Source organism: Olsenella uli (genome assembly GCF_901212675.1).
Lineage (GTDB): Bacteria > Actinomycetota > Coriobacteriia > Coriobacteriales > Atopobiaceae > Parolsenella > Parolsenella uli_B.
In genome coordinates this window covers 36,730-55,844 of record NZ_CAAKOQ010000037.1, presented here as the reverse complement: position 1 = coordinate 55,844, position 19,115 = coordinate 36,730, and the positions used below count along the sequence as shown (strand labels likewise).

The 19,115-nt window shown below is 67.0% G+C and carries 21 protein-coding genes; all 21 read right to left on the bottom strand.

What is annotated here, in order from left to right:
- Window positions 1-86 precede the first annotated feature (86 nt).
- The 21 genes from frr to EFAMC1_RS05320 all read right to left on the bottom strand — a co-directional run bounded on the left by frr (window position 87) and on the right by EFAMC1_RS05320 (window position 19,112).
- Complete coding sequence (gene frr / locus EFAMC1_RS05420) at window positions 87-632, bottom strand: ribosome recycling factor (RefSeq protein ID WP_154053293.1); 546 nt, start codon at window positions 630-632, stop codon at window positions 87-89.
- On the bottom strand, window positions 632-1,360 hold the full coding sequence (gene pyrH / locus EFAMC1_RS05415; protein WP_154053292.1) for a UMP kinase: 729 nt from the start codon (window positions 1,358-1,360) through the stop codon (window positions 632-634). Before pyrH ends, frr begins: the two co-directional genes overlap by 1 nt.
- A 200-nt stretch (window positions 1,361-1,560) precedes the next feature.
- A complete protein-coding gene (gene tsf, locus EFAMC1_RS05410; protein WP_154053291.1) occupies window positions 1,561-2,436 on the bottom strand; it encodes a translation elongation factor Ts in 876 nt (291 codons plus the stop codon).
- 106 nt (window positions 2,437-2,542) lie between these two features.
- Window positions 2,543-3,322, bottom strand: a complete 780-nt coding sequence (gene rpsB, locus EFAMC1_RS05405; protein ID WP_154053290.1) for a 30S ribosomal protein S2 — start codon at window positions 3,320-3,322, stop codon at window positions 2,543-2,545.
- 259 nt (window positions 3,323-3,581) lie between these two features.
- Complete coding sequence (locus EFAMC1_RS05400; RefSeq protein ID WP_154053289.1) at window positions 3,582-4,577, bottom strand: tyrosine recombinase XerC; 996 nt, start codon at window positions 4,575-4,577, stop codon at window positions 3,582-3,584.
- Window positions 4,564-5,895: a methylenetetrahydrofolate--tRNA-(uracil(54)-C(5))-methyltransferase (FADH(2)-oxidizing) TrmFO gene (gene trmFO / locus EFAMC1_RS05395; RefSeq protein WP_154053288.1), complete on the bottom strand. Its 1,332-nt coding sequence runs from the start codon at window positions 5,893-5,895 to the stop codon at window positions 4,564-4,566. Before trmFO ends, EFAMC1_RS05400 begins: the two co-directional genes overlap by 14 nt.
- Window positions 5,896-5,937: 42 nt before the next feature.
- A complete protein-coding gene (locus EFAMC1_RS05390) occupies window positions 5,938-6,855 on the bottom strand; it encodes a DNA-processing protein DprA (RefSeq protein ID WP_154053287.1) in 918 nt (305 codons plus the stop codon).
- Window positions 6,848-8,365 carry a YifB family Mg chelatase-like AAA ATPase gene (locus EFAMC1_RS05385; RefSeq protein ID WP_154053286.1) on the bottom strand — a complete coding sequence of 506 codons (1,518 nt, stop codon included), beginning with the start codon at window positions 8,363-8,365 and terminating at the stop codon, window positions 6,848-6,850. The genes EFAMC1_RS05390 and EFAMC1_RS05385 overlap by 8 nt, the downstream gene beginning before the upstream one ends.
- Window positions 8,365-8,763, bottom strand: a complete 399-nt coding sequence (locus EFAMC1_RS05380; RefSeq protein WP_187324574.1) for a YraN family protein — start codon at window positions 8,761-8,763, stop codon at window positions 8,365-8,367. The genes EFAMC1_RS05385 and EFAMC1_RS05380 overlap by 1 nt, the downstream gene beginning before the upstream one ends.
- 205 nt (window positions 8,764-8,968) lie before the next feature.
- Entirely contained in the window at window positions 8,969-9,760 is a 792-nt protein-coding gene (locus tag EFAMC1_RS05375; protein WP_154053284.1) for a ribonuclease HII, read from the bottom strand.
- 72 nt (window positions 9,761-9,832) lie between these two features.
- Window positions 9,833-10,177 carry a 50S ribosomal protein L19 gene (gene rplS, locus EFAMC1_RS05370; protein ID WP_154053283.1) on the bottom strand — a complete coding sequence of 115 codons (345 nt, stop codon included), beginning with the start codon at window positions 10,175-10,177 and terminating at the stop codon, window positions 9,833-9,835.
- Window positions 10,178-10,363: 186 nt separating this feature from the next.
- A complete protein-coding gene (locus EFAMC1_RS05365) occupies window positions 10,364-11,368 on the bottom strand; it encodes a deoxyguanosinetriphosphate triphosphohydrolase (protein ID WP_374110257.1) in 1,005 nt (334 codons plus the stop codon).
- A gap of 60 nt (window positions 11,369-11,428) precedes the next feature.
- On the bottom strand, window positions 11,429-12,268 hold the full coding sequence (locus EFAMC1_RS05360; protein WP_154053281.1) for a kinase/pyrophosphorylase: 840 nt from the start codon (window positions 12,266-12,268) through the stop codon (window positions 11,429-11,431).
- A gap of 203 nt (window positions 12,269-12,471) precedes the next feature.
- Window positions 12,472-13,176 carry a hypothetical protein gene (locus EFAMC1_RS05355; protein ID WP_154053280.1) on the bottom strand — a complete coding sequence of 235 codons (705 nt, stop codon included), beginning with the start codon at window positions 13,174-13,176 and terminating at the stop codon, window positions 12,472-12,474.
- Between the two features lie 19 nt (window positions 13,177-13,195).
- Entirely contained in the window at window positions 13,196-13,582 is a 387-nt protein-coding gene (locus EFAMC1_RS05350; RefSeq protein WP_154053279.1) for a hypothetical protein, read from the bottom strand.
- A gap of 142 nt (window positions 13,583-13,724) precedes the next feature.
- The gene (gene glyS / locus EFAMC1_RS05345; RefSeq protein ID WP_154053278.1) at window positions 13,725-15,818 is read right to left on the bottom strand and encodes a glycine--tRNA ligase subunit beta; all 2,094 of its coding nucleotides are present in this window, start codon (window positions 15,816-15,818) and stop codon (window positions 13,725-13,727) included.
- Window positions 15,819-16,745, bottom strand: coding sequence for a glycine--tRNA ligase subunit alpha (locus tag EFAMC1_RS05340; RefSeq protein WP_154053277.1), 927 nt, complete (start codon window positions 16,743-16,745; stop codon window positions 15,819-15,821). It abuts the gene before it with no gap.
- A gap of 118 nt (window positions 16,746-16,863) precedes the next feature.
- On the bottom strand, window positions 16,864-17,418 hold the full coding sequence (gene lepB / locus EFAMC1_RS05335; protein ID WP_222838653.1) for a signal peptidase I: 555 nt from the start codon (window positions 17,416-17,418) through the stop codon (window positions 16,864-16,866).
- Entirely contained in the window at window positions 17,411-18,217 is an 807-nt protein-coding gene (gene trmD / locus EFAMC1_RS05330) for a tRNA (guanosine(37)-N1)-methyltransferase TrmD (protein WP_154053306.1), read from the bottom strand. Before trmD ends, lepB begins: the two co-directional genes overlap by 8 nt.
- A 7-nt stretch (window positions 18,218-18,224) precedes the next feature.
- A complete protein-coding gene (locus EFAMC1_RS05325; RefSeq protein WP_154053275.1) occupies window positions 18,225-18,818 on the bottom strand; it encodes a ribosome maturation factor RimM in 594 nt (197 codons plus the stop codon).
- A gap of 3 nt (window positions 18,819-18,821) precedes the next feature.
- Entirely contained in the window at window positions 18,822-19,112 is a 291-nt protein-coding gene (locus tag EFAMC1_RS05320; RefSeq protein WP_154053274.1) for a KH domain-containing protein, read from the bottom strand.
- Between the last annotated feature and the right edge of the window lie 3 nt (window positions 19,113-19,115).

Genomic DNA, 19,115 nt, shown 5'->3' with positions numbered 1-19,115 from the left:
TCGTGGCTGCCTTACGTGTAAGTCTGCCGCGCGGGCCCGGCCGCATGTGCAAGCCGGTCCCGCGCAATAGGGACGAGCGGGAGACGCTAGATCTCCATGACCTCGGCCTCCTTGGCCTTGGTCACCTCGTCCACCTTCTTCACGAACTCGTCCGTAAGCTTCTGGACCTTGGCCTGCTCGCGACGCACGTCGTCCTCGGAGAGCTCCTCGTCGCGTTCGAGCTTGGTGTTGGCCTCGCGGCGGACGTTCCTGATGGCGACCTTGGCCTCCTCGCCGCAGGCGCGGCACTCCTTGGCCAGCTGCTTTCTGCGCTCGCCCGTGGGCTTGGGGAACGGCAGGCGGATGACGATGCCGTCGTTGGAGGGCGTGATGCCGAGGTCGGACTGCGAGATGGCCTTCTCGATGGCGTTCAGGATGCTCTTGTCGTACGGCTCGACGACGAGCATCGTGCCCTCGGCCACGCGCACGCCCGCAAGCTGCGAGATCTTCATCGAGGAGCCATAGGCCTCGACGTCGATCTGGTCGAGGATGTGCGGGTTGGGACGACCGGTGCGGATGTTGGCGAAGTTGGAGCGCAGGGCCTCCAGGCTCTTCTCCATGCGGCCACGGGCAAAGTCAAGGATCTCGCTCATCAGTGGGTCTCCTCCCCAACGACGGTGGTGCCAACCGGCAGCCCCTTGAGGGCGTCGGCGAAGACGTGCGGCTGGTCGATGTTGAACACGATCATGGACATGTTGTTGTCCGAGCACAGCGCCGTGGCCGTGGTGTCCATGACCCTAAGGTCGCGCATGAGGACCTCATGGTAGGTGATGGTGTCGAAGCGCTTGGCGTCGGGGTGCGTGACGGGGTCGGCGTCGTAGATGCCATCGACCTTGGTGGCCTTCATGAGGCAGTCGGCGTCGATCTCGCAGGCGCGCAGCGCGGCGGCCGTGTCGGTGGTGAAGTAGGGGTTGCCCGAGCCGGCGGCGAAGATGGCGATGTAGCCCTTCTCGAGGTGCTTGATGGCACGCCGGCGGATGTAGGGCTCGCAGACCTCGTCCATCTTGATGGCGCTCATGACGCGCGTGGTCATGCCGTGGCGCTCGAAGCTGTCCTGAAGCGCGAGCGCGTTCATGACCGTGGCAAGCATGCCCATGTAGTCGGCCTGGGCGCGGTCCATGCCGCCCGCGGCACCGGCGACCCCGCGGAAGATGTTGCCGCCGCCCACGACGACGCCGATCTCGATGCCGTCATCGTGGATGACCTTGATCTCCGCGGCCAGATGGTCGACGACCTTGGGGTCCACCCCATAGCCGCCGTCGCCCATGAGGGCCTCACCGGAGAGCTTGAGCAACACACGCCTGTACATGTAGTCCGACAAGGGACTCCCCTTCCATTGAACCTGCATTCCTCAAGATTCTAGCAGAGGGAACGCCTGTCCGCTCAAACCTCACGAGAGGCCCAGGCCAGGCGCGGCGATGGCGGTGCGGGAGGTCCCACCGCCGCGAAAGCCCAGCAAAAAGGGCGCCCGCCACGTGGACGGACGCCCTGAAGTAAGTGCTAGGGACGATAGGCCCTGAACTACTCGCCGAAGGTGAGGCGCTTGAAGGCGACGACCTCGATCTTGTCGCCGAGCTCCTTGGAGACCTTCTCGGCGTACTGACGGATGGTGATATCGCCGTCCTTAATGAAGGCCTGCTCGGAGAGGACGGACTCGGCGAAGAACTTGTTGAGTCGACCCTCGGCAATCTTGGTCTGGATGGCCTCGGGCTTGCCGGACTCGGCGGCCTGGGCCTTGTAGATGCTCATCTCGTGCTCGACGACGTCGGCCGGGACGTCCTCACGACGGGCCGAAATGGTGCCGGGGATGGCGGCAGCCTGCATGGCGCAGTCGTGGGCGAAGGTCTTGAAGGCCTCGGCCTCGGCGGTCTCGGGCTTGGAGAAGGAGAACTCCACGACCGTGCCCACCTTGCCGTTGGCGTGGACGTAGGTGCCGAAGGCACCGTTGTCGGCCGCGAGGCGCTCGAAGCGGCTGATCTTCATGTTCTCGCCCATGACGTGAATCATCTCGGTGAGTGCGGCCTCGACGGTCTCGCCCTCGGAGAACTCGGAGGCCTTGAGGGCCTCGACGTCGGCGGGGTTGGCCTTGGCGACCACGGCGGCGACGTTCTTGGCGAAGCCGGTGAACTTAGGGTTGGTGCCCACGAAGTCGGTCTCGCAGGTGACCTCGGCGAGCGCGGCGGTCTTGCCGTCCTCGGAGACGTAGGCGGCGATGGCGCCCTCGTTGGTCTCGCGGCCGGCCTTCTTGACGGCCTTGGCCATGCCCATCTTGCGAAGGACGTCGACGGCCTTCTCGATGTCGCCATCGGCCTCGACGAGGGCCTTCTTGCACTCCATCATCGGGGAGTCGGTCATCTCGCGAAGCTGCTTGACGAGCGCGGCGGTAATCTGAGCCATGTGTGCCTCTCTCTCGCTTGTAGGTACGACAAATCTACATCGGGGCGCCGCCCGAAGCGGACGACGCCCCCACTTTCTACGGTAACGCTTACCGAAGCCTTACGAGCTAGTTGGCAGCGGGAGCCTCGGCGGCAGGCGCGGCCTCAGCGTCGACGGCGGGGGTGGTGGCACCGGAGGCCATCTCCTCGGCCGTGATCTGCTCCTTGCCGGTGCCGGCGAGGATGGCGTCGGCGACGAGCTCGGTCATGAGGGCGACGGAGCGGATGGCGTCGTCGTTGGCGGGGATGCCGTAGTCGATGACGTCGGGGTCGGAGTTGGTGTCGAGCAGGGCGACGACCGGGATGTGCAGGCGGTTGGCCTCGCGCACGGCGAGCTCCTCGCGCTTGGAGTCAATGACGAAGAGCGCCTGCGGGAGCTGCTTCATGTCACGGACACCACCGAGGTTGCGCTGGAGCTTCTCGAGCTCCTTGGTGAGCACGGACTGCTCCTTCTTGCCGCGAAGGGCCATGGAGCCGTCCTCGACCATGCGCTCGAGCTCCTCCATACGGTCGATGCGGGAGCGCATCGTCACGAAGTTGGTGAGCACGCCGCCGAGCCAGCGCTGGTTGATGTAGGGCATGCCGGCGCGGGTGGCCTGCGTGGCGACGGGCTCCTGGGCCTGCTTCTTGGTGCCGACGAAAAGGATCTTGCCTCCCTTGGCCGCGGTGTCCTTAAGGAAGGTGTAGGCGCGGTCGGCGTCGAGGATGGTCTGCTTGAGGTCGAGGATGTAGATGCCGTTGCGCTCGCCGAAGATGTACGGCTTCATCTTGGGGTTCCAGCGGCGGGTCTGGTGGCCGTAGTGGCAACCGGCCTCGAGCAGGGTGTTGAGATTGATCTTCACTGCCATGGTGCTACCTTTCCATCGGTTTGGCCTCCGCGCCGGTCATCCCCTGGGGCCACCCGCTCTCGCGGGCACCGTGGCCGTTGGGTCGCAGCGCGTGTGTAGTGGAGCTGGGCGTTTGCACAGCGATTGGACAGGATACCATCACTGGCGGGGCTTCGCAAGTGCGGGTTTGATGCAGGGCGGGTGCGCCGCAGTGCGAGACGGGATGCGGCCGTCGCGAGGCGTGCGTGGGGTGTGGACACGGGCACCATATGGCGGAGCCTCACGAGGCGCGCGGGTGCGCCTGGAGGGCGGCGGCCTTGAGGCGCTCCGTGGTGAGGTGCGTGTAAATCTGCGTCGTCGAGAGGCTCGCGTGGCCGAGGAGCTCCTGCACGCTCCTGAGGTCGGCCCCGCCCTCGAGGAGCTCCGTGGCGAAGGTGTGGCGCATGGCGTGCGGCGTGAGCGCCGGGTCGAGCCCGGCCTCGGCAATGAGGCGCTCGAAGCGCCTACGTAGGGCCGCCGCGCTCATGCGACGTCCGCGGGCGGAGAGGAAGAGGGCCCGCTGGCGGTCTCGCCGCTCATCCTCGCTGGGTGCGGGGGCCTTGGCCATGTCCGCAAGCTCGCGCCTGGCGGGCCCCAGGTAGGCGCGCACGGCCTCGACCGCCTTGGGATAGACCGGAACGATCCGCTCCTTGGACCCCTTGCCGAAGAGCGTGACCTGGCGCTCGGCGAGGTCGACGTCATCCACGTCGAGGCCGGAGAGCTCGGAGATGCGCGCGCCGGTGGCACAGAGCAGCTCCACCATGGCGCGGTCGCGGATGCCGGCGGCGTCGCCCTCGCACGCGGCGACGAGCCGCGAGACGTCAGAGTCCGACATCGTCTTGGGCAGGCGCCTGCCCATCTTGGGGCTCTGGACGGCCGCGGCGGCGTCCTCGGCCGTGTCGCCGCGCGTAATCATCCAGCGGTAGAGCGTGCGGACGGCCGAGAGGTGCCGGTTTATCGTGGCGTCCGAGTAGCCCGCGACGGAGAGCTCGGCGAGCCAGGACCTGAGCTCGCGGTGCTCGACGTGCATGGGGTCCACGCCCTCGCGCACGCACCACGCGAGGAACGCCTCGAGGTCGGTGGCGTAGGCGCGCAGCGTGTTGGGCGAGAGGTTGCGCACGTCCCTGGACCAGGCGAGGTAGTCCTCCACGTGACGGGCGAACTCCCCCTGCGCCCGTCCCCGGGCCTCGGCGGCCTCGGTGACCGAGTCGCCGACGCACTCCCTAGCGCCCGCCAAAGAGGTCTCCCCTCTCGGTGACGTAGGCCGCAAGGTCCGCGAGGGCCCTGTCGGCGTAGACGGCGTAGCGCTCGCGCTTCTTGAGCCTGGGGCCGCCAAGTGGCGGCACGATGCCGAAGTTCACGTGCATGGGCTGGTAGGGCGAGGTCTCGGGGTTGGTGGCGTAGGCCACGAGCGAGCCCAGGGCACCCGTCTCGGGCAGGTGCGCGTGTTCAAGCCCCGAGACATCGGCGAAGGTGTTGAGCGCCGCTAGGAGGCCCGAAGCAATGGCCTCGGTGTAACCCTCGGTGCCGCAGATCTGCCCCGCGAGGCGCACCTGGGTGCCCGGCACGGCAAACGTGCCGTCGAGCACGCGCGGCGCGTCGACGAAGGAGTTCCTATGCATGACGCCGTAGCGGAAGAACTCCGCCCCCTCGAGGCCTGGGATCATGCGAAAGACGCGGCGCTGCTCGGGCCAGGTGAGGTTGGTCTGGAACCCAACGAGGTTGTAGGCCGTGTGGGCGGCGTTCTCCGGACGAAGCTGCACGACCGCCCACGGGCGGCGTCCGCTCCTGGGGTCGACGAGCCCAACCGGCTTCATTGCGCCGAAGCGCACGGCGTCCAGGCCCGTGCGGGCCACCTCCTCGATCGGCTGGCAGGCACAGAAGAGGTCGCGCTGCTCGAAGTCCTTGGCCACGACGCGCCTGGCACCCACGAGCTCAGTAATGAAGGCCTCGTACTCGGCCTTGTCCATGGGGCAGTTGAGGTAGTCGCCCTCGCCCGCCTCCTCGTAGCGAGACTGCGTGAACGCGACCGCGCGGTCGATAGTGTCCGCGTCGACAATGGGCGCCGCGGCGTCGAAGAAGGAGAGCGAGCCCGCACCCACGAGCTCGGATATCCTGGCCGCCAGCGCGTCCGAGCAGAGCGGGCCCGCCGCAATGACGACCTGGCCCTCGGGCACCTCGGTGACCTCGCTGCGCACGAGCTCGATGTTGGGCTCGGCCGCCACGCGCTCGCCCACGAGAACGCTGAAGCGCTCGCGGTCGACGGCGAGCGCCCCACCGGCGGGGACGGCCGCCTCGCGCGCGCACGCGAGCAGCTCCGAGTCCATAAGCTCGAGCTCGGTCTTGAGCAGGCCCGCCGCGGAGTCGCGACGCGTGGCCTTGAGGGAGTTGGAGCAGACGAGCTCGGCCAGGCCGTCGGTGTGGTGCGCCTCGGTCGTGGCGAGCGGGCGCTGCTCGCAGAGGCGCACCCGCACGCCCCTCCTCGCAAGCTGCAGGGCGCACTCGCTGCCCGCAAGACCCGCGCCGACGACCGTCACGAAGCTGTCCTTGCCCATCTCTCCTCCTTTGGCCATCCGGCCCTCGAAAAGCATGCGTAGCTACCCATTCTGCCCCAGCAGGGCCGCCTTGGTAGGCGCGAATCTGCCGTCTCGCAGGCGCTCCACGAGCCCGGCCGCCTCGTGCTCGGCCAGGGTGACGAGCGTGGTCGGCATGTCAAGGCCAAGGTGCGCCGCGATGTCGTCGGGGGGCAGCGGCGAGGCCACGAGGGCATCGAGGAGGGTTCCGCGCTGCTGGGGCGGCGCGGGCGAGACCAGCCTAAGCCTTCCGTAGTCGAGCGAGACGAGCGACTCCAGGGCCTCGGCGTCGGCCACGACGGAGGCGCCGGACTCGATGAGCCAGTTGGTGCCCCGGGACAGGGGCGAGAAGATCGAGCCGGGCACGGCATAGACGCGCCGCCCCAGATTGGCCGCCGTGGTTGCCGTGCCGAAGGTGCCCGAGGGCCTGCCCGCCTCGCAGACGAGCAGCGACTGCGAGAGTGCCGCGATCGCGTCGTTTCTCCGCACGAAGGTCCAGCGCGTGGGAGGCGCGCCCCAGCGCTCGATGGAGACGACGGCGCCGCCGCGCTCCACGGCGTCGCAGAAGATGTCATCGCTTGATGAGGGGTAGAGACGGTCAGCCCCGCAGCCGGGGATGATGACGGTTTTGCCACCCGCGTCGAGCGCTGCGCGGCTCGCCTCGTAGTCGCAGCCCACCGCGCCTCCCGAGACCACCGTGATGCCGCACTCTGCGGCGACGCGCCCCGCCATGCGCGCGCACGCCAGGCCGTAGGGCGTCGCCTTCCGTGAGCCCACGATGGAGATGCAGGGCCCCTCGAGGGCCTGGGTGCTGCCGATGCCGCGGATCGTGTCGACGCGCCCCTCGAGGTCGCGAAGCGGTGCCGGGAAGGAATCGTTGCCAAGCGAGAGCTCCCAGCGGGGCAGGCTCGAGAAGAGCCGAGCGTGTCGTGCGCTAGGCATCCGCGCTCCCCTCCCCGCCGCCGAGCCTGCTTCGGTACGAGCAGGCCTCGGCCACCTCGGCAGGCCCCACGAGCTCGGACTCCTTGAGATCTGCGATCGTCCTGGCCACGCGGGCGGTGCGCGCGATGGCCCTGCCGCCCAGCGATAGGCGCTCGGCCATGCGCTCGAGCATGAGGGCCGCGTCGGGCGTGAGAGTGCCGGAGGCCACGCCACGGGCCGCGCCCGCAGCCTCCGTCCGGGCCGACCGCCACGAGGCGAACTCCCTGCCTGCTAGCACCTGCTCGCGCATCTCGTTCGACGAGGTGCCGCCCGCGCCCTCGATGACGCGGCCCGCCTGCGGCCGCGTCACGTCGACGAAGACGTCGATGCGGTCGAGCAGGGCGCCACCGATGCGCCCCTGGTAGCGCGCAATCTCCTGCGGCGTGCAGCGGCAGGGGTGCCCCCGGTCTCCGGCATGGCCGCAGGGGCAGGGGTTGGCCGCCGTGACGAGCTGGAAGGCGCAGGGAAAGCGGTAGGTGCCCTCGACGCGCACGACGGAGACCTCGCCGTCCTCGATGGGCTGGCGCAGGGCCTGGAGCACGCTCGGCGCGAACTCTGGAAGCTCGTCCAGGAAGAGCACGCCCCGGTGCGCGAGCGAGGCCTCGCCCGGCGAGACCGGCCGGCCGCCGCCCACGAGGCCGGCGCGCGAGACCGAGTGGTGCGGGGCCCTGAACGGCCGGATGCCGGCCGCCACCTCCTCGACGGAGGCGCCCGAGACCGAGTGGACGAGCATGGCCTCGAGGCGCTCGTCCTCGTCGAGCCGGGGAAGTATCGTGGGCAGCCGCCGCGCGAGCATCGTCTTTCCGGCGCCGGGAGGGCCCATCATGAGCATCCCATGCGACCCCGTGGCCACGACCACAAGCGCGCGCTTGGCGGCCTCCTGGTCCACGACGTCCGCGTAGTCGAGCGAGGCGGCCACCACGGCTACATCCTCCGGGGCTGCCACCGCCTCGTCGAGCGCGTCCACGCCTTTGCGAAGGGCCGAGAGCGACGGCAACCCCACGCAGGCACACCCCTCCACCCGGGCGGAGGCGGCCTCGCGAGCGAGCTCGGGCGCCGAGACGAGCGAGAGCCCGAGGTCGCGGGCGAGCAGCGCGTAGGCCATGGCCCCGCGCACGCCGCAGCAGTCTCCCGAGAGCCCGAGCTCCCCCACGAAGAGACAGCCGTCGAGCCCGCGCGGGCTCGCCTGGCCCGTCGCCACGAGCATCCCCACCGCGATGGGCAGGTCAAGGCCCGTGCCGCTCTTGCGCACGTCGCTTGGCGCAAGGTTCACGGTGGCGTGCAGGCGCGGGTTCTCGAAGCCGCACGATCGTAGGGCGCAGCGTATCCTCGTGCGCGCCTCGAGCACCGCGGAGTCCGGCATGCCCACCACCGTCATGCCCGGGATGCCACCGCCCAGGTCAACCTCGACCGTGACCGGGATGGCCTCGGTGCCGCGAAGCACCGCGGCGTGGACCGCGAAGGCGCCCATCAGAGCGTCCCCAGCCAGAGGCCCTCGATGTAGTGGACGTGCGCGCAGCGCTCCGCCACCACGCTGATGCCCGCCACGTCGAAGCGGACGTTCTCCACCTCAGGGTTCTCCGCCAGGTAGATGAGGGCCATGTCACGGTAACGGGCAATCTTGCGCTCGTCGACGGCGAGCTCGGGCACCACGCGCCGGCCGTCGAGGGCAAGCCTCGTCTTGACCTCGACGAAGAGCCTCGCCCCGTCGTCGTCTGCGATGATGTCGACCTCGCCGCGGGCGCAGCGCCAGTTGCGCTCGATCACCTCGCAGCCGCGCCGCTCAAGCCAGCGCGCGCAGACGTGCTCCCCCACCTGGCCGAGCTCCTTGGGCGTGAGCTCGCTCGCCCTCCTCCACCTGTCAGACATGACGCTCCTTCCCACGACCATTCGTGGGAGACATTCTGACAGGCGGACCCGACACAGACCCGACAGCCCGCCGACACAAACCCAACACGCGAGGTAGAGGGGCTGTATAGTTTCGTAACTTGCATTCGGAAGCAGGAGGCGAGCGCCGAAAAACAACCGACCAAGGACGCCCACAGGCGTAAAAGCGCAGTTAGGGGACCATCACCTAGAACAGCCGCTCCGTCTCGAGGAAGTTCTGGCAGAAGCTCGCGCGGTGACAGGGCGTGAGGCCATGCGCGCGAATCGCTGCGATGTGCTCGGGAGAGGCATAGCCCTTGGACTCCGCGAGGTGATAGCCCGGGTAGCGCTCCCCCAGCTCCTCCATGAGCTCGTCTCGCGTGACCTTGGCCACGATACTCGCGGCGGCGATGCAGGCCACGCGGGCGTCGCCCTTCACGAGGGCCCGCTCGCGCGGGTGGATGTGGAGCGGGTTTCCGTCAATGAGCACGGCGTCGGGCTCCCCCCCCGTGTCGGCGATGGCGCCGAGCATGGCCTCGCGAAGCGCCCGCGCCATCCCCACCTCGTCGATGCGCTCGGGTGGGACGTGGCAGATGCCTTTCGCAAGCGCCACCTGCGAGATTGTGGCCGCCAGCTGGCGGCGCCGAGCGGGGGTGAGCTGCTTGGAGTCGTTGACTCCCCAGACCTTGGGCTCGTCGGGCAGTGCAATTGCGCACACGGTCACGGGACCGGCCACGGAGCCGCGCCCCACCTCGTCGAGGCCAAGCACGAGGCCGTCGCCGCCCAGCTCGCGCATGAGCGTGTACATGCCCTCGACCCGCTCGCGCTCGGCCGACTCGCGCGCCACGCGGCGCTGCGCCACGCCGCAGGCGCGCCTCACCTGGGCTCGCGGGTCGTCGGCGTAGCGCTCGAGCAGGACGGGCAGCTCCTCTGCGCCCGCCTCGGCGAGCGTCGCCGAGATCTCTGCCGCAGTTGCGGGATGCGGTCGTGCGCTGGGCATGGTTCCTCCAGATACGGGAGGAGCCGCCCCGACGGCTCGGAGCGGCTCCAGCATGAGCTTGACGCTTGGGTTCTAGTCGCGCTTCTCGCGGATGCGAGCGGCCTTGCCCACGCGGTCGCGCAGGTAGAAGAGCTTGGCACGACGGACGTCGCCATGACGCACGACCTCGAGCTTGCCGATCTTGGGCGAGTGGAGCGGGAAGGTGCGCTCGACGCCGACGCCGAAGGACACCTTGCGGACCGTGAAGGTCTCGCGGGAGGAGCCACCGCTCATGCGGATGACGTCACCCTCGAACACCTGGATGCGCTCGCGGTCGCCCTCCTTGATGCGGTAGTGGACCTTGACGTGGTCGCCCGGGATGACCGTGGGGATGTCCTCACGAATCTGCTGACGCTCGATTGCGCGGATGTAGTCCATGCTGCTTTCCTTGTCTCTCTGCCCAGAGGTACCACCGCCCTGCGGGGGTACGTGGGGTTTACACACAAGGAGTTAGTCTAGCCGAGCATCCCCGGTCATGCAAGCAGATTCTGTAGGGACGCCTGCGCGTTCGCGGCGACGGCATCGGTGGAAGCGGGAGCGCTGCCCCAACCTACCACGTCACCCTCAGCGCACGCGCCGCCAGGCCCTCGGCACGCGCAGCGACTCGAACACGCGGATGGCATAGCGGTCGGTCATGCCGCTGATGAAGTCGGCCACCTGCACCTCGGGCGCGTCGGAGTCGTGGAGGCGGTACTCCGGCGGCACCTCGTCGAGGTGGCCGATGAAGTACATGAAGAGCTCCTGCACGAGGTGGTTGGCCTTGGGCTCCTCCACCTTGGCGTCGCTCATCGAGTACACGTGCTCGAAGAGCCACGAGCGGAGCTCCATCATGGCCTCCCACACCTCGTCGCTCATGCGGATGTCGCCCACCCGGGCGCTCGTCTGCACGAGGTCGCGCACCATGGTGGAGATGCGCTCGGTCGACGTGGTGCCCAGCACGGCGCGCGGGGCGTCCGGCAGGTCCTCTTCGCAGAGCAGACCCGCGCGGATGGAGTCCTCGATGTCGTGGCTCACGTAGGCGATGCGGTCCGACACCGCCACGACGCGTCCCTCGAGCGTGGCCGCGCGCTGCGAGCCGGTGTGGCACACGATGCCGTCCACCACCTCGCGCGAGAGGTTGAGGCCCCGCCCGTCACGCTCGAGCAGGTCCACGACGCGCACGCTCTGCTCGTTGTGGCGAAAGAGGTGCCGGCCCTCGACGAAGTCCGGATCGATGCCGCGCCAGCGGGCCATGACATGCGAGAGTGCGCCCTCCCCCGTGTGGCCGAAGGGCGTGTGGCCGAGGTCGTGGCCAAGCGCGATGGCCTCGGTGAGGTCGCAGTTGAGGTGGAGCGCCGAGGCGATGCTGCGGGCGATCTGAGAGACCTCGAGGGTATGCGTGAGGCGGGTGCGGTAGTGGTCGCCCTCGGGGGCAAGGAAGACCTGCGTCTTGTGCGAGAGGCGCCGGAAGGCCTTGCAGTGGATGACGCGGTCGCGGTCGCGCTGGTAGCAGGTGCGAAGCGGGTCGGGGTCCTCGGGCTTGAGCCTGCCCACCGATGCGTCCGAGAACGCCGCGAGCGGCGAGAGCATCTCGTGCTCCCGCCGCTCGGCGTCTTGTCTCGTGATTATGTCGAGGCCCACGGCCACCGGCTACTCGCCCTCGACCTTGAAGATGATGTCGCTCGCGAGCTCCTCGATGGTCTTGTTGTCGGCGCTCAGGCGCTCGCATCCGAGGCGCTCCATTTCCCTGCGCGCGCCCTCCTGGGCGGCCTCGATCTCGGCGAGGACCTCGTGGCGCTGCTGCCCCTTGGCGTCACGCACGCGCGCGGTCGCGAGCACGTCGGTCGTGGCCTCGAGGCCAAAGACGCGGTTGGGGTCAACCTTCGCGAGCTCCTCGGGAACCGTACGGCCCGGATCGAGCGAGACGCTCGCGACCTTGTAGCCGAGGAAGGAGAGGTGCATGGCCAGAGGCGACTTGGCGGAGCCGGTGAGGCCTACGAGCACCACGTCCGCCTCGCCCAGGTCCTGCGGGTTCTTGCCGTTGTCGTGGTCGACGAAGTACTCCATGGCGGCAACGCGACGCAGGTAGCGCGAGTCGACGCGGTGATGAGCGCTCGCGATGTTCTTGGGGGTCTCGCCCGTGAGGCCGGCGAGGATCTGGACCACCGGACCCAGGATGTCGACCGAGGTGATGCCCCGCTCGTTGAGCACTGCCTTCACCAAGCGGCGAAGCACCGGATCGACGATGGAGTGGAAGACGGCCGTGGAGACGAAGTCCTCGTCGTGGGCGTCGAAGTAGTCGCGAACCTCGTCGGCGGACTTGATCTGCGAGAGGCGCACGACGCGGACCGCGCCGTCGGAGAACTGCGAGGCGGCAGAGATGACGACGCTCTGGGCGGCGTCGCCGAGCGCGTCGGAGATGACGAAGACGACGGCGGCGTCCTCGCGGGTAGCGCCCTCGCCGCCAAGCTGGTCGAACGTAACCTTCACCGGAAACCCCCTTCAAAGGCCCGGCCGACGGGCGGCGGGCAGGCAAGCGACCTTGATGCCCCCATATTACCCCTCGAAACTTGATTCTGGAAAGGGGCCAACCGGCACCGCTTCTCTATCAATCAACAAGTAAAAGGCCGTCGATGGTCATCGGCGGCCAGTTGTGTTGACGTCATTACCTATAAAATCCAATTAAAGAGGTGTTAATCAACACTATTTCCAAAACTGAGTGTAAATGTACCGATTAAATGTTCATTATAATCGTAAGCATTTATGATCTTAATTGATTGCTTGCCCTCACCAGTGATTTGAGCTTCCTCTGGGGAATCAGGCTCCTCAATTAAAAGGTCACTTTTATTTATATAGCCCATTTCATTTTCATTAGTTATGACCTCAATTAAATCTGGATAATCACTGATAGTTGAACAATTTAGTATTGAACCGAAAGTTTTTCCGTTGAGATTAGAGCCATGCGTTATTTTTATTGAGGACCTCGCAAGAGTTGGGGTTCTCGGAACATCAACGATAATGTAAGAAGAAGAAGAGGTATCCCAAATGCGCATCCAACCTCTTGCATAACAAGTAGCTGCCTGATACGCATCACTACAAGAGCTCGTGACCGCAGAGGTGGCTCTTGAGGAATAGGTTGTATTTATAGCGACAACAGATGTACCTTTATATAAATAAGATGTGGCACCAATATGCCCTGCCGGAAGACTCTTATCGGCAACCACGGACACATGAGCTGTTGCCATAGAAGATGAGCGTGAAATATTAGCACTTGCCTTATAATTAACTCCCCTAAAAGTTGTTTTGACTAAATTACCGCTTGCAGCAAAAGCAAAAACAGGGAGCGCAAAAGATAGTATTACGATAATGGAACTTAAAAGAACGCACCTTCTTTTCATTGTTTATTCCATTCCATTGTCAGCTTCCGAGAACACCAATAACATTCTCGTTCAAATCAATGACCTCTATATCACTGCTATCACCCCCATTATTCATATAATTGATAGCGATCTCGGGACTCGATACCTCAAGGTTAAGATAATCTTCTTTTGTAATGAAGCCAATTGAACCATCAGCTAACTCGACTTGAATTAAATCTGGGTAGTACTCAGAGAGTGCAGCCCTAGTAATGCCAGACGGGGGATGCAGGTCAGAGACCGAACCGTACGTATGACCATTACTATTCACTTTGAAGAAACGACCTTTAATAAACTTAAAATTAGAAGTGAAACAAAAGACTAAGACAACAGAAAGCAGGATAGCGATAAGCAAAGCTTTTTTGACCTTCATGGCTGCTCCAATCAAGAAGCCCCCCCCATTAGAAGGTACATGATTTATATCCAATTGATTTGAAAAATGGGGGATATTCCTCAGACGGTATCAAAGAAGCCATAGATGGCATGAGGGCCCGCGGTCGTTCGCCGCAGGTCCTCATGCCAAAAAATAATTACTTCTTGCGGGCAAGAGCGCCGATGTCGGCGACGTCACCGAAGACTGAGGCGAAGCGGTTGAGCAACCTCAGGCGGTTGTCGCGCACCTTGGGGTCGTCGTCCATGACGAGGACGTCGGTAAAGAAGCGGTCGATCGGCTCGCGAAGCGCTGCGAGCGCGGCGAGGGCCTCGGCGTAGGCGCCGGCGGCGAGCTTATCGGACACGCTCGCGGAGGCGGCGTCCACGGCGGAGAGCAGCGACTGCTCGGCCTCGCCGAGAAGCGCCCCGTCGACCTCGGTGCCGAGCTTGGCGTCGCCGAGGTGGGCGGCACGGGCGTAGGCGGTGGCCAGGTCGTCGAAGAGCTCGGGGTCGTTCGTGCGGGCGTCCTCGAGGGCATGGGCGCGTAGCATGAACTCGGCCGGGTCGATCACGCCGGCGGCCGAGACGGCCTCGATGGTGTCCGGCGAGACGCCCTCGTCGCGCGCGATGGCAGCGAGGCGACCCTCGAAGAAGCGGCGGACGCCCTCGGCCGTCTTGGCGCGGTCGAACTCGAGGCCCTGCGCGGCGTAGGCGTCGAGCGAGGCGTCGATAAGGGCGGCGAGGCTGCCCTGGCCGGCCTGGCGCAGCATCGCAATCACGCCGATGGCGCTCCTGCGCACGGCAAACGGGTCGGACGAACCGGTGGGTGGCTGCTCGATGGCAAACATGCCGCAGATGGTGTCGAGCTTGTCGGCCACGGCCACGGCGATGCCCACGGGGCCGGACGGAAGCTCGTCTCCGGCGAAGCGGGGACGGTACTGGTCGCGGATGGCCTCGGAGACCTCGGCGGGCTCGCCGGCGGCCGCGGCGTAGTAGCCGCCCATGACGCCCTGCTGGCTCGTGAACTCGACCACGGCCTGCGTCACAAGGTCGGCCTTGGCGAGCAGCGCCGCGCGCGCCGCCATGGCCTGGCGCGCCTCGTCGAGGCCGCACTCGCGCGCAACGACCGGCGCGAGGCGCTCCATGCGCTCGGCCTTCTGGCGCACCGTGCCGAGCTTCTCCTGGAAGGTGACCTTCTCGAGCTTGGGCAGGTAGGCCTCGAGCGGCTGCTTCAGGTCCTCCTCATAGAAGAACTTGGCGTCGTCGAGACGGGCGCGCACCACGCGCTCGTTGCCGTCGACCACGGTGTCGGAGACGGCCGGGTCGGCGTTGGAGACCACCACGAAGGCGCGCGTGAGCCTGCCGTCCTTGTCGTAGGTGGGGAAGTAGCGCTGGTTGGAGAGCATCGAGTCGCAGATGATCTCGTTGGGCACGGCGAGGAACTCCTCGTCGAAGTGGCCCACGAGTACCGTCGGCCACTCGCAAAGGTTCACGACCTCGTCGAAGACCTTCCTGGGCGTGTCGACGCGGACGCCCAGCTCGGCCTCGACCTTGGCGATGCCCTCGCGGATGACCTGCTCTCGGCGCTCGGCCGCAAGCACGTGTGCGGCCTCGAGCGTGGCCACGTAGGCGGCGGGCTCAGCGACGACGTGCTCGCCCGGACCCAGCACACGGTGGCCGCGCGTGATGTTGCCGCTCGTGACGTCGGCAAAGCTCACGGGCACAACGTCCGCTCCGAGCAGGCAGCAGATCCAGCGCACCGGGCGCACGAAGGTCTCGTGCATGGAGCCCCAGCGCTGGCTTCGGTAGTTGGGCCACTCGAGCGAGGAGATGACGCGCCCGGAAAGCGTCGAGAGGATGGGCTCGGCTGGCTTCGAGGCGACGTTGCGCTCGGCGAAGACGTACTCGCGGCCGTCGGTGTCCGAGCGGCGTACGAGTTCGGAGGCACTCACGCCACTCTTGCGGGCGAAGCCCTCGGCGGCCTTGGTGGGATTGCCGTCGGCATCGAAGGCGATCTTGGCGGCGGGGCCGCGCAGCACCTCGTGCACCTCGTCGGTAGCGGTGGCCACGGCGTCGACGAGCACGGCCAGGCGGCGCGGGCTCGACACGACGCGGACCTCGCCGTGGGACAGGCCGGCCTCCTTGAGGCCTGAGGTGACGAGCTTGCCGAGCTGCTTCACAGCGTTGTTGAGCGGTGCGGAGGGCATCTCCTCCGTGCCGATCTCGAGCAGGAAGTCACGGGTTTCGGCCATCTAGGCCACCTCCCCCTTCTGGGGCTGGGCACCCCGGGCACCCTCGCCCTCCTTGGCAGCGACGTTGGCGAGGTAGCACTCGCAGGCGGCCTTGGCCACGGTGCGGACGCGCAGGATGTAGTGGGCGCGCTCGGTGGCCGAGAGGGCGCCGCGCGAGTCGAGCAGGTTGAAGGCGTGGCTGCACTTGAGCACGCAGTCATAGCCCGGCAGCGGCAGGTTTGCCTCAAGGCAGGCGTGGCACTCGCGCTCGTAGTCGTCGAACCTCTGGCGCATCATCTCGACGTTGGCCACCTCGAAGTTGTAGGCGCTGAACTCGCGCTCGTTCTCGAGGAAGACGTCGCCGTAGGTCATGGGCGTGCCGTCGGGCAGGTGGCTCCACACGAGGTCGTAGACGCTTGTCACGCCCTGCGCGTACATGGCGATGCGCTCGAGGCCGTAGGTGATCTCGACGGGCACCGGGTCGCACTCGATGCCGCCCACCTGCTGAAAGTACGTGAACTGAGTGACCTCCATGCCATCGAGCCAGACCTCCCAGCCAAGGCCCCAGGCACCGAGCGTGGGGCTCTCCCAGTCGTCCTCGACGAAGCGCACGTCGTGCTTGGCCGGGTCGAGGCCGATGGCGGCAAGCGAGCCCAGGTAGAGGTCCTGCGAGTCAGCGGGGCTGGGCTTGATGAGCACCTGGAACTGGTAGTAGTGCTGCAGGCGGTTGGGGTTCTCGCCATAGCGGCCGTCGGCCGGGCGGCGGCAGGGCTGCGGGTAGCAGGTGCGCCAGGGAGCCTTGCCCAGCGAGCGCAGGAGGGTGGCCGTGTGGAACGTGCCGGCCCCCACCTCGGAGTCATACGGCTGCATGACGGTGCAACCATGCCCAGCCCAGTAGTGCTCGAGGGCCAAAATCATGTCCTGGAACGTGAGGGCGTCTTTGACCATGCCATCCTGCCTTCCTCGTGTCGCGCGGCAGTCCCGCGTGGGTTTACGGAGTGCGAATCAGAAGTGCAACGAAACGCCCGCCCGGGTGGGCGAGCGGAAGGTGACGTATGCCCGGGCGCTAGATGGCCCCAAGGTCCTCGAGCGGCCAGAAAACGAAGACGGCGCGCGAGGTGATGCTCGAGACGGGGATGGCCCCGAAGTAGCGCGAGTCGAGCGAGTTGGTACGGTTGTCGCCCATCACCCAGACCGATCCCGCGGGCACCGTATAGGGATATGAGACGTTCTCGGCAAGCACGGCGGAGTGTCGGTCGAGGGCCTCGCTCGGCTTGCCCTCGGTGTAGGGCTCGTCGAGCGCCACGCCGTCCACCACGACCTTGCCGCCCTGGAGACTCACGACCTGGCCCTCGGTGGCGATGACGCGCTTGATGAGAATGGTTCCAGGGCTCTCCGGGTCCTCGAAGGTCACGATGTCGCCCACCTTGGGCGAGGAGGTGCGGTACGTGATCTTCTCGCCCACGAGGCGGTCGCCCACCTTGAGCGTGTCCTCCATCGAGCCCGACGGGATGATGAAGGGCTCGGCCACGAAGGTGCGCAGCAGAAACGCCGCGGCAAGCGCCACGACGACGAGCACGACGATCTCGAGAAGGCCGCGAAAGCCGCCACCCCTAGCCATGCGCCTCTCCCCTCTCCGTTGCATCCGTCCAGGCCGCCAGCTCTCCGGAAGGGCCAGGCGCCTCGGCAGCGGCGCACGCCACGAGCCCCTCCGCCCAGGCGCGCTCCTCTATGGTGAGCGGGGCGCTCGCGAGCAGGTCGGGGCGCCAGCGGGCCGTGCGTTCGATGGCGTTCCTACGCCGCCAGGCATCGACCGCACCATGGTCCCCCGAGAGCAGGACCTCCGGAACCGGTCTCCCATCATAGTCCGCCGGGCGCGTGTACTGCGCGTACTCGAGAAGCCCCGTCGAGAAGGACTCGTCCTTGGGGCTCATCTCGTCCCCGAGCGCCCCGGGAAGCAGCCGTGCCACGGCGTCGGTGACGACCATGGCGGCGAGCTCGCCGCCCGTGAGTACGTAGTCGCCCAGCGAGAGGCACTCGTCAGCGAGCTCGTAGACGCGCTCGTCCATGCCCTCGTAACGTCCGCAGACGAACAGGAGCCGCTCCTCTCCCGAGAGGCGCTCGGCCACGCGCTGCGTGAAGGGAGCACCCACCGGCGTGAAGAAGACCACGCGCGCGGGGCGCGGGTCCAGCCCCTTGATGGCCCGAACGGCCTCGAAGATGGGCGCGGGCTTCATGAGCATGCCGGCGCCACCGCCAAAGGGTGCGTCATCCACCGTGCGGTGCCGGTCGTGTGTCCAGTCGCGCAGGTCGTGGGCGCGGAACTCGAAGACGCCGGCCGCCTGGGCGCGCCCCATGATGGAGGCGGAGAGGTAGGCGTCGAACACGCCGGGAAAGACTGAGAGGGCCTCGACGAGCATGGGCACGCTAGCTCTCCTCCTCAGGCGTCGCGGTTGGTTCGGGCATTGGGTCCAGTGCGGGTGCCGGGACCTCCCCCAAGCCTTCGTCTCCGGGCGCGAGGCCCACGGGGAGCCTCACCTCGATGGGAACCTCACCATAGGTGACCTCGCCCACGATCTGGAACACGGCGGGAACGAGGGTCTCGCCCCGCTCGCCGGTCACGACCCAAACGTCGTTGGCGGGCCCAAGCATGACGTCGGTGATGGTGCCGAGGGACCCGAGCCTCGCGTCGGTGACCGCGCGGCCCACGAGGCGCTCGGGGTCGTGGGCCGCGAGGTCGGCCGGGAGGTCGCACTCGGCCGCAAGCAGCGACTTTCCGGCGATGGCGCGAGCGGAACCGATGTCCTCGACACCCGAGAGCGCCACGAGCTGGCCCGCGCCCGAGGTCTCGACGGCCTCGACCGTGTGCCAGCGGCTTCCCTTGAGCTCGGGCGGCACCACGGCCACCTGCAGGCCCTCGGACAAAAGAGGGGGAAGGCCGCCGGCGGGAACCGCCACGACCTCCCCCTTCGACCCGTGCGCCTTGGCGACGCGGGCTATGACCCTGTATCCGGTTGCCACGGTCTAGCCAAGCACCTCGACGTCGACAGACGTGCCGACGCGTTGCCCGAGGGCGCGCGCGATGGTGCGAATGGCCTTGATCTGGCGACCGTGACGGCCGATTACCTTGCCGGCGTCGGCCTCGGCGCACTCGATCTCGATGAGCGTGCCGCCCTCGCGGTCGGTCACGTCAAGGGACACGGAGTCCTCGTCGTCGACGAGGCCGCAGACGATAAGCTCCACCAGGTCCGCGATGCGGTCGCTGGGCAGCTCCTCCTCCGTCGCGGAGTCCGTGGCCTGCTGATCGGCGGCCATGCG

What these genes read in the sequence shown, in the direction of transcription:
- frr (WP_154053293.1), bottom strand. Translation starts at nt 632, where the DNA reads ATGAGCGAGATCCTTGACTTTGCCCGTGGCCGCATGGAGAAGAGCCTG.
- EFAMC1_RS05320 (WP_154053274.1), bottom strand. Translation starts at nt 19,112, where the DNA reads ATGGCCGCCGATCAGCAGGCCACGGACTCCGCGACGGAGGAGGAGCTG.
- EFAMC1_RS05365 (WP_374110257.1), bottom strand. Translation starts at nt 11,368, where the DNA reads ATGCTCTCGCCGCTCGCGGCGTTCTCGGACGCATCGGTGGGCAGGCTC.
- EFAMC1_RS05375 (WP_154053284.1), bottom strand. Translation starts at nt 9,760, where the DNA reads ATGCCCAGCGCACGACCGCATCCCGCAACTGCGGCAGAGATCTCGGCG.
- rpsB (WP_154053290.1), bottom strand. Translation starts at nt 3,322, where the DNA reads ATGGCAGTGAAGATCAATCTCAACACCCTGCTCGAGGCCGGTTGCCAC.
- trmFO (WP_154053288.1), bottom strand. Translation starts at nt 5,895, where the DNA reads ATGGGCAAGGACAGCTTCGTGACGGTCGTCGGCGCGGGTCTTGCGGGC.
- trmD (WP_154053306.1), bottom strand. Translation starts at nt 18,217, where the DNA reads ATGCTCGTCGAGGCCCTCTCAGTCTTTCCCGGCGTGTTCGACGCCTAC.
- EFAMC1_RS05340 (WP_154053277.1), bottom strand. Translation starts at nt 16,745, where the DNA reads ATGGTCAAAGACGCCCTCACGTTCCAGGACATGATTTTGGCCCTCGAG.
- glyS (WP_154053278.1), bottom strand. Translation starts at nt 15,818, where the DNA reads ATGGCCGAAACCCGTGACTTCCTGCTCGAGATCGGCACGGAGGAGATG.
- EFAMC1_RS05390 (WP_154053287.1), bottom strand. Translation starts at nt 6,855, where the DNA reads ATGCCTAGCGCACGACACGCTCGGCTCTTCTCGAGCCTGCCCCGCTGG.
- EFAMC1_RS05380 (WP_187324574.1), bottom strand. Translation starts at nt 8,763, where the DNA reads ATGTCTGACAGGTGGAGGAGGGCGAGCGAGCTCACGCCCAAGGAGCTC.
- lepB (WP_222838653.1), bottom strand. Translation starts at nt 17,418, where the DNA reads ATGGCTAGGGGTGGCGGCTTTCGCGGCCTTCTCGAGATCGTCGTGCTC.
- tsf (WP_154053291.1), bottom strand. Translation starts at nt 2,436, where the DNA reads ATGGCTCAGATTACCGCCGCGCTCGTCAAGCAGCTTCGCGAGATGACC.
- rplS (WP_154053283.1), bottom strand. Translation starts at nt 10,177, where the DNA reads ATGGACTACATCCGCGCAATCGAGCGTCAGCAGATTCGTGAGGACATC.
- EFAMC1_RS05385 (WP_154053286.1), bottom strand. Translation starts at nt 8,365, where the DNA reads ATGGGCGCCTTCGCGGTCCACGCCGCGGTGCTTCGCGGCACCGAGGCC.
- EFAMC1_RS05355 (WP_154053280.1), bottom strand. Translation starts at nt 13,176, where the DNA reads ATGAAAAGAAGGTGCGTTCTTTTAAGTTCCATTATCGTAATACTATCT.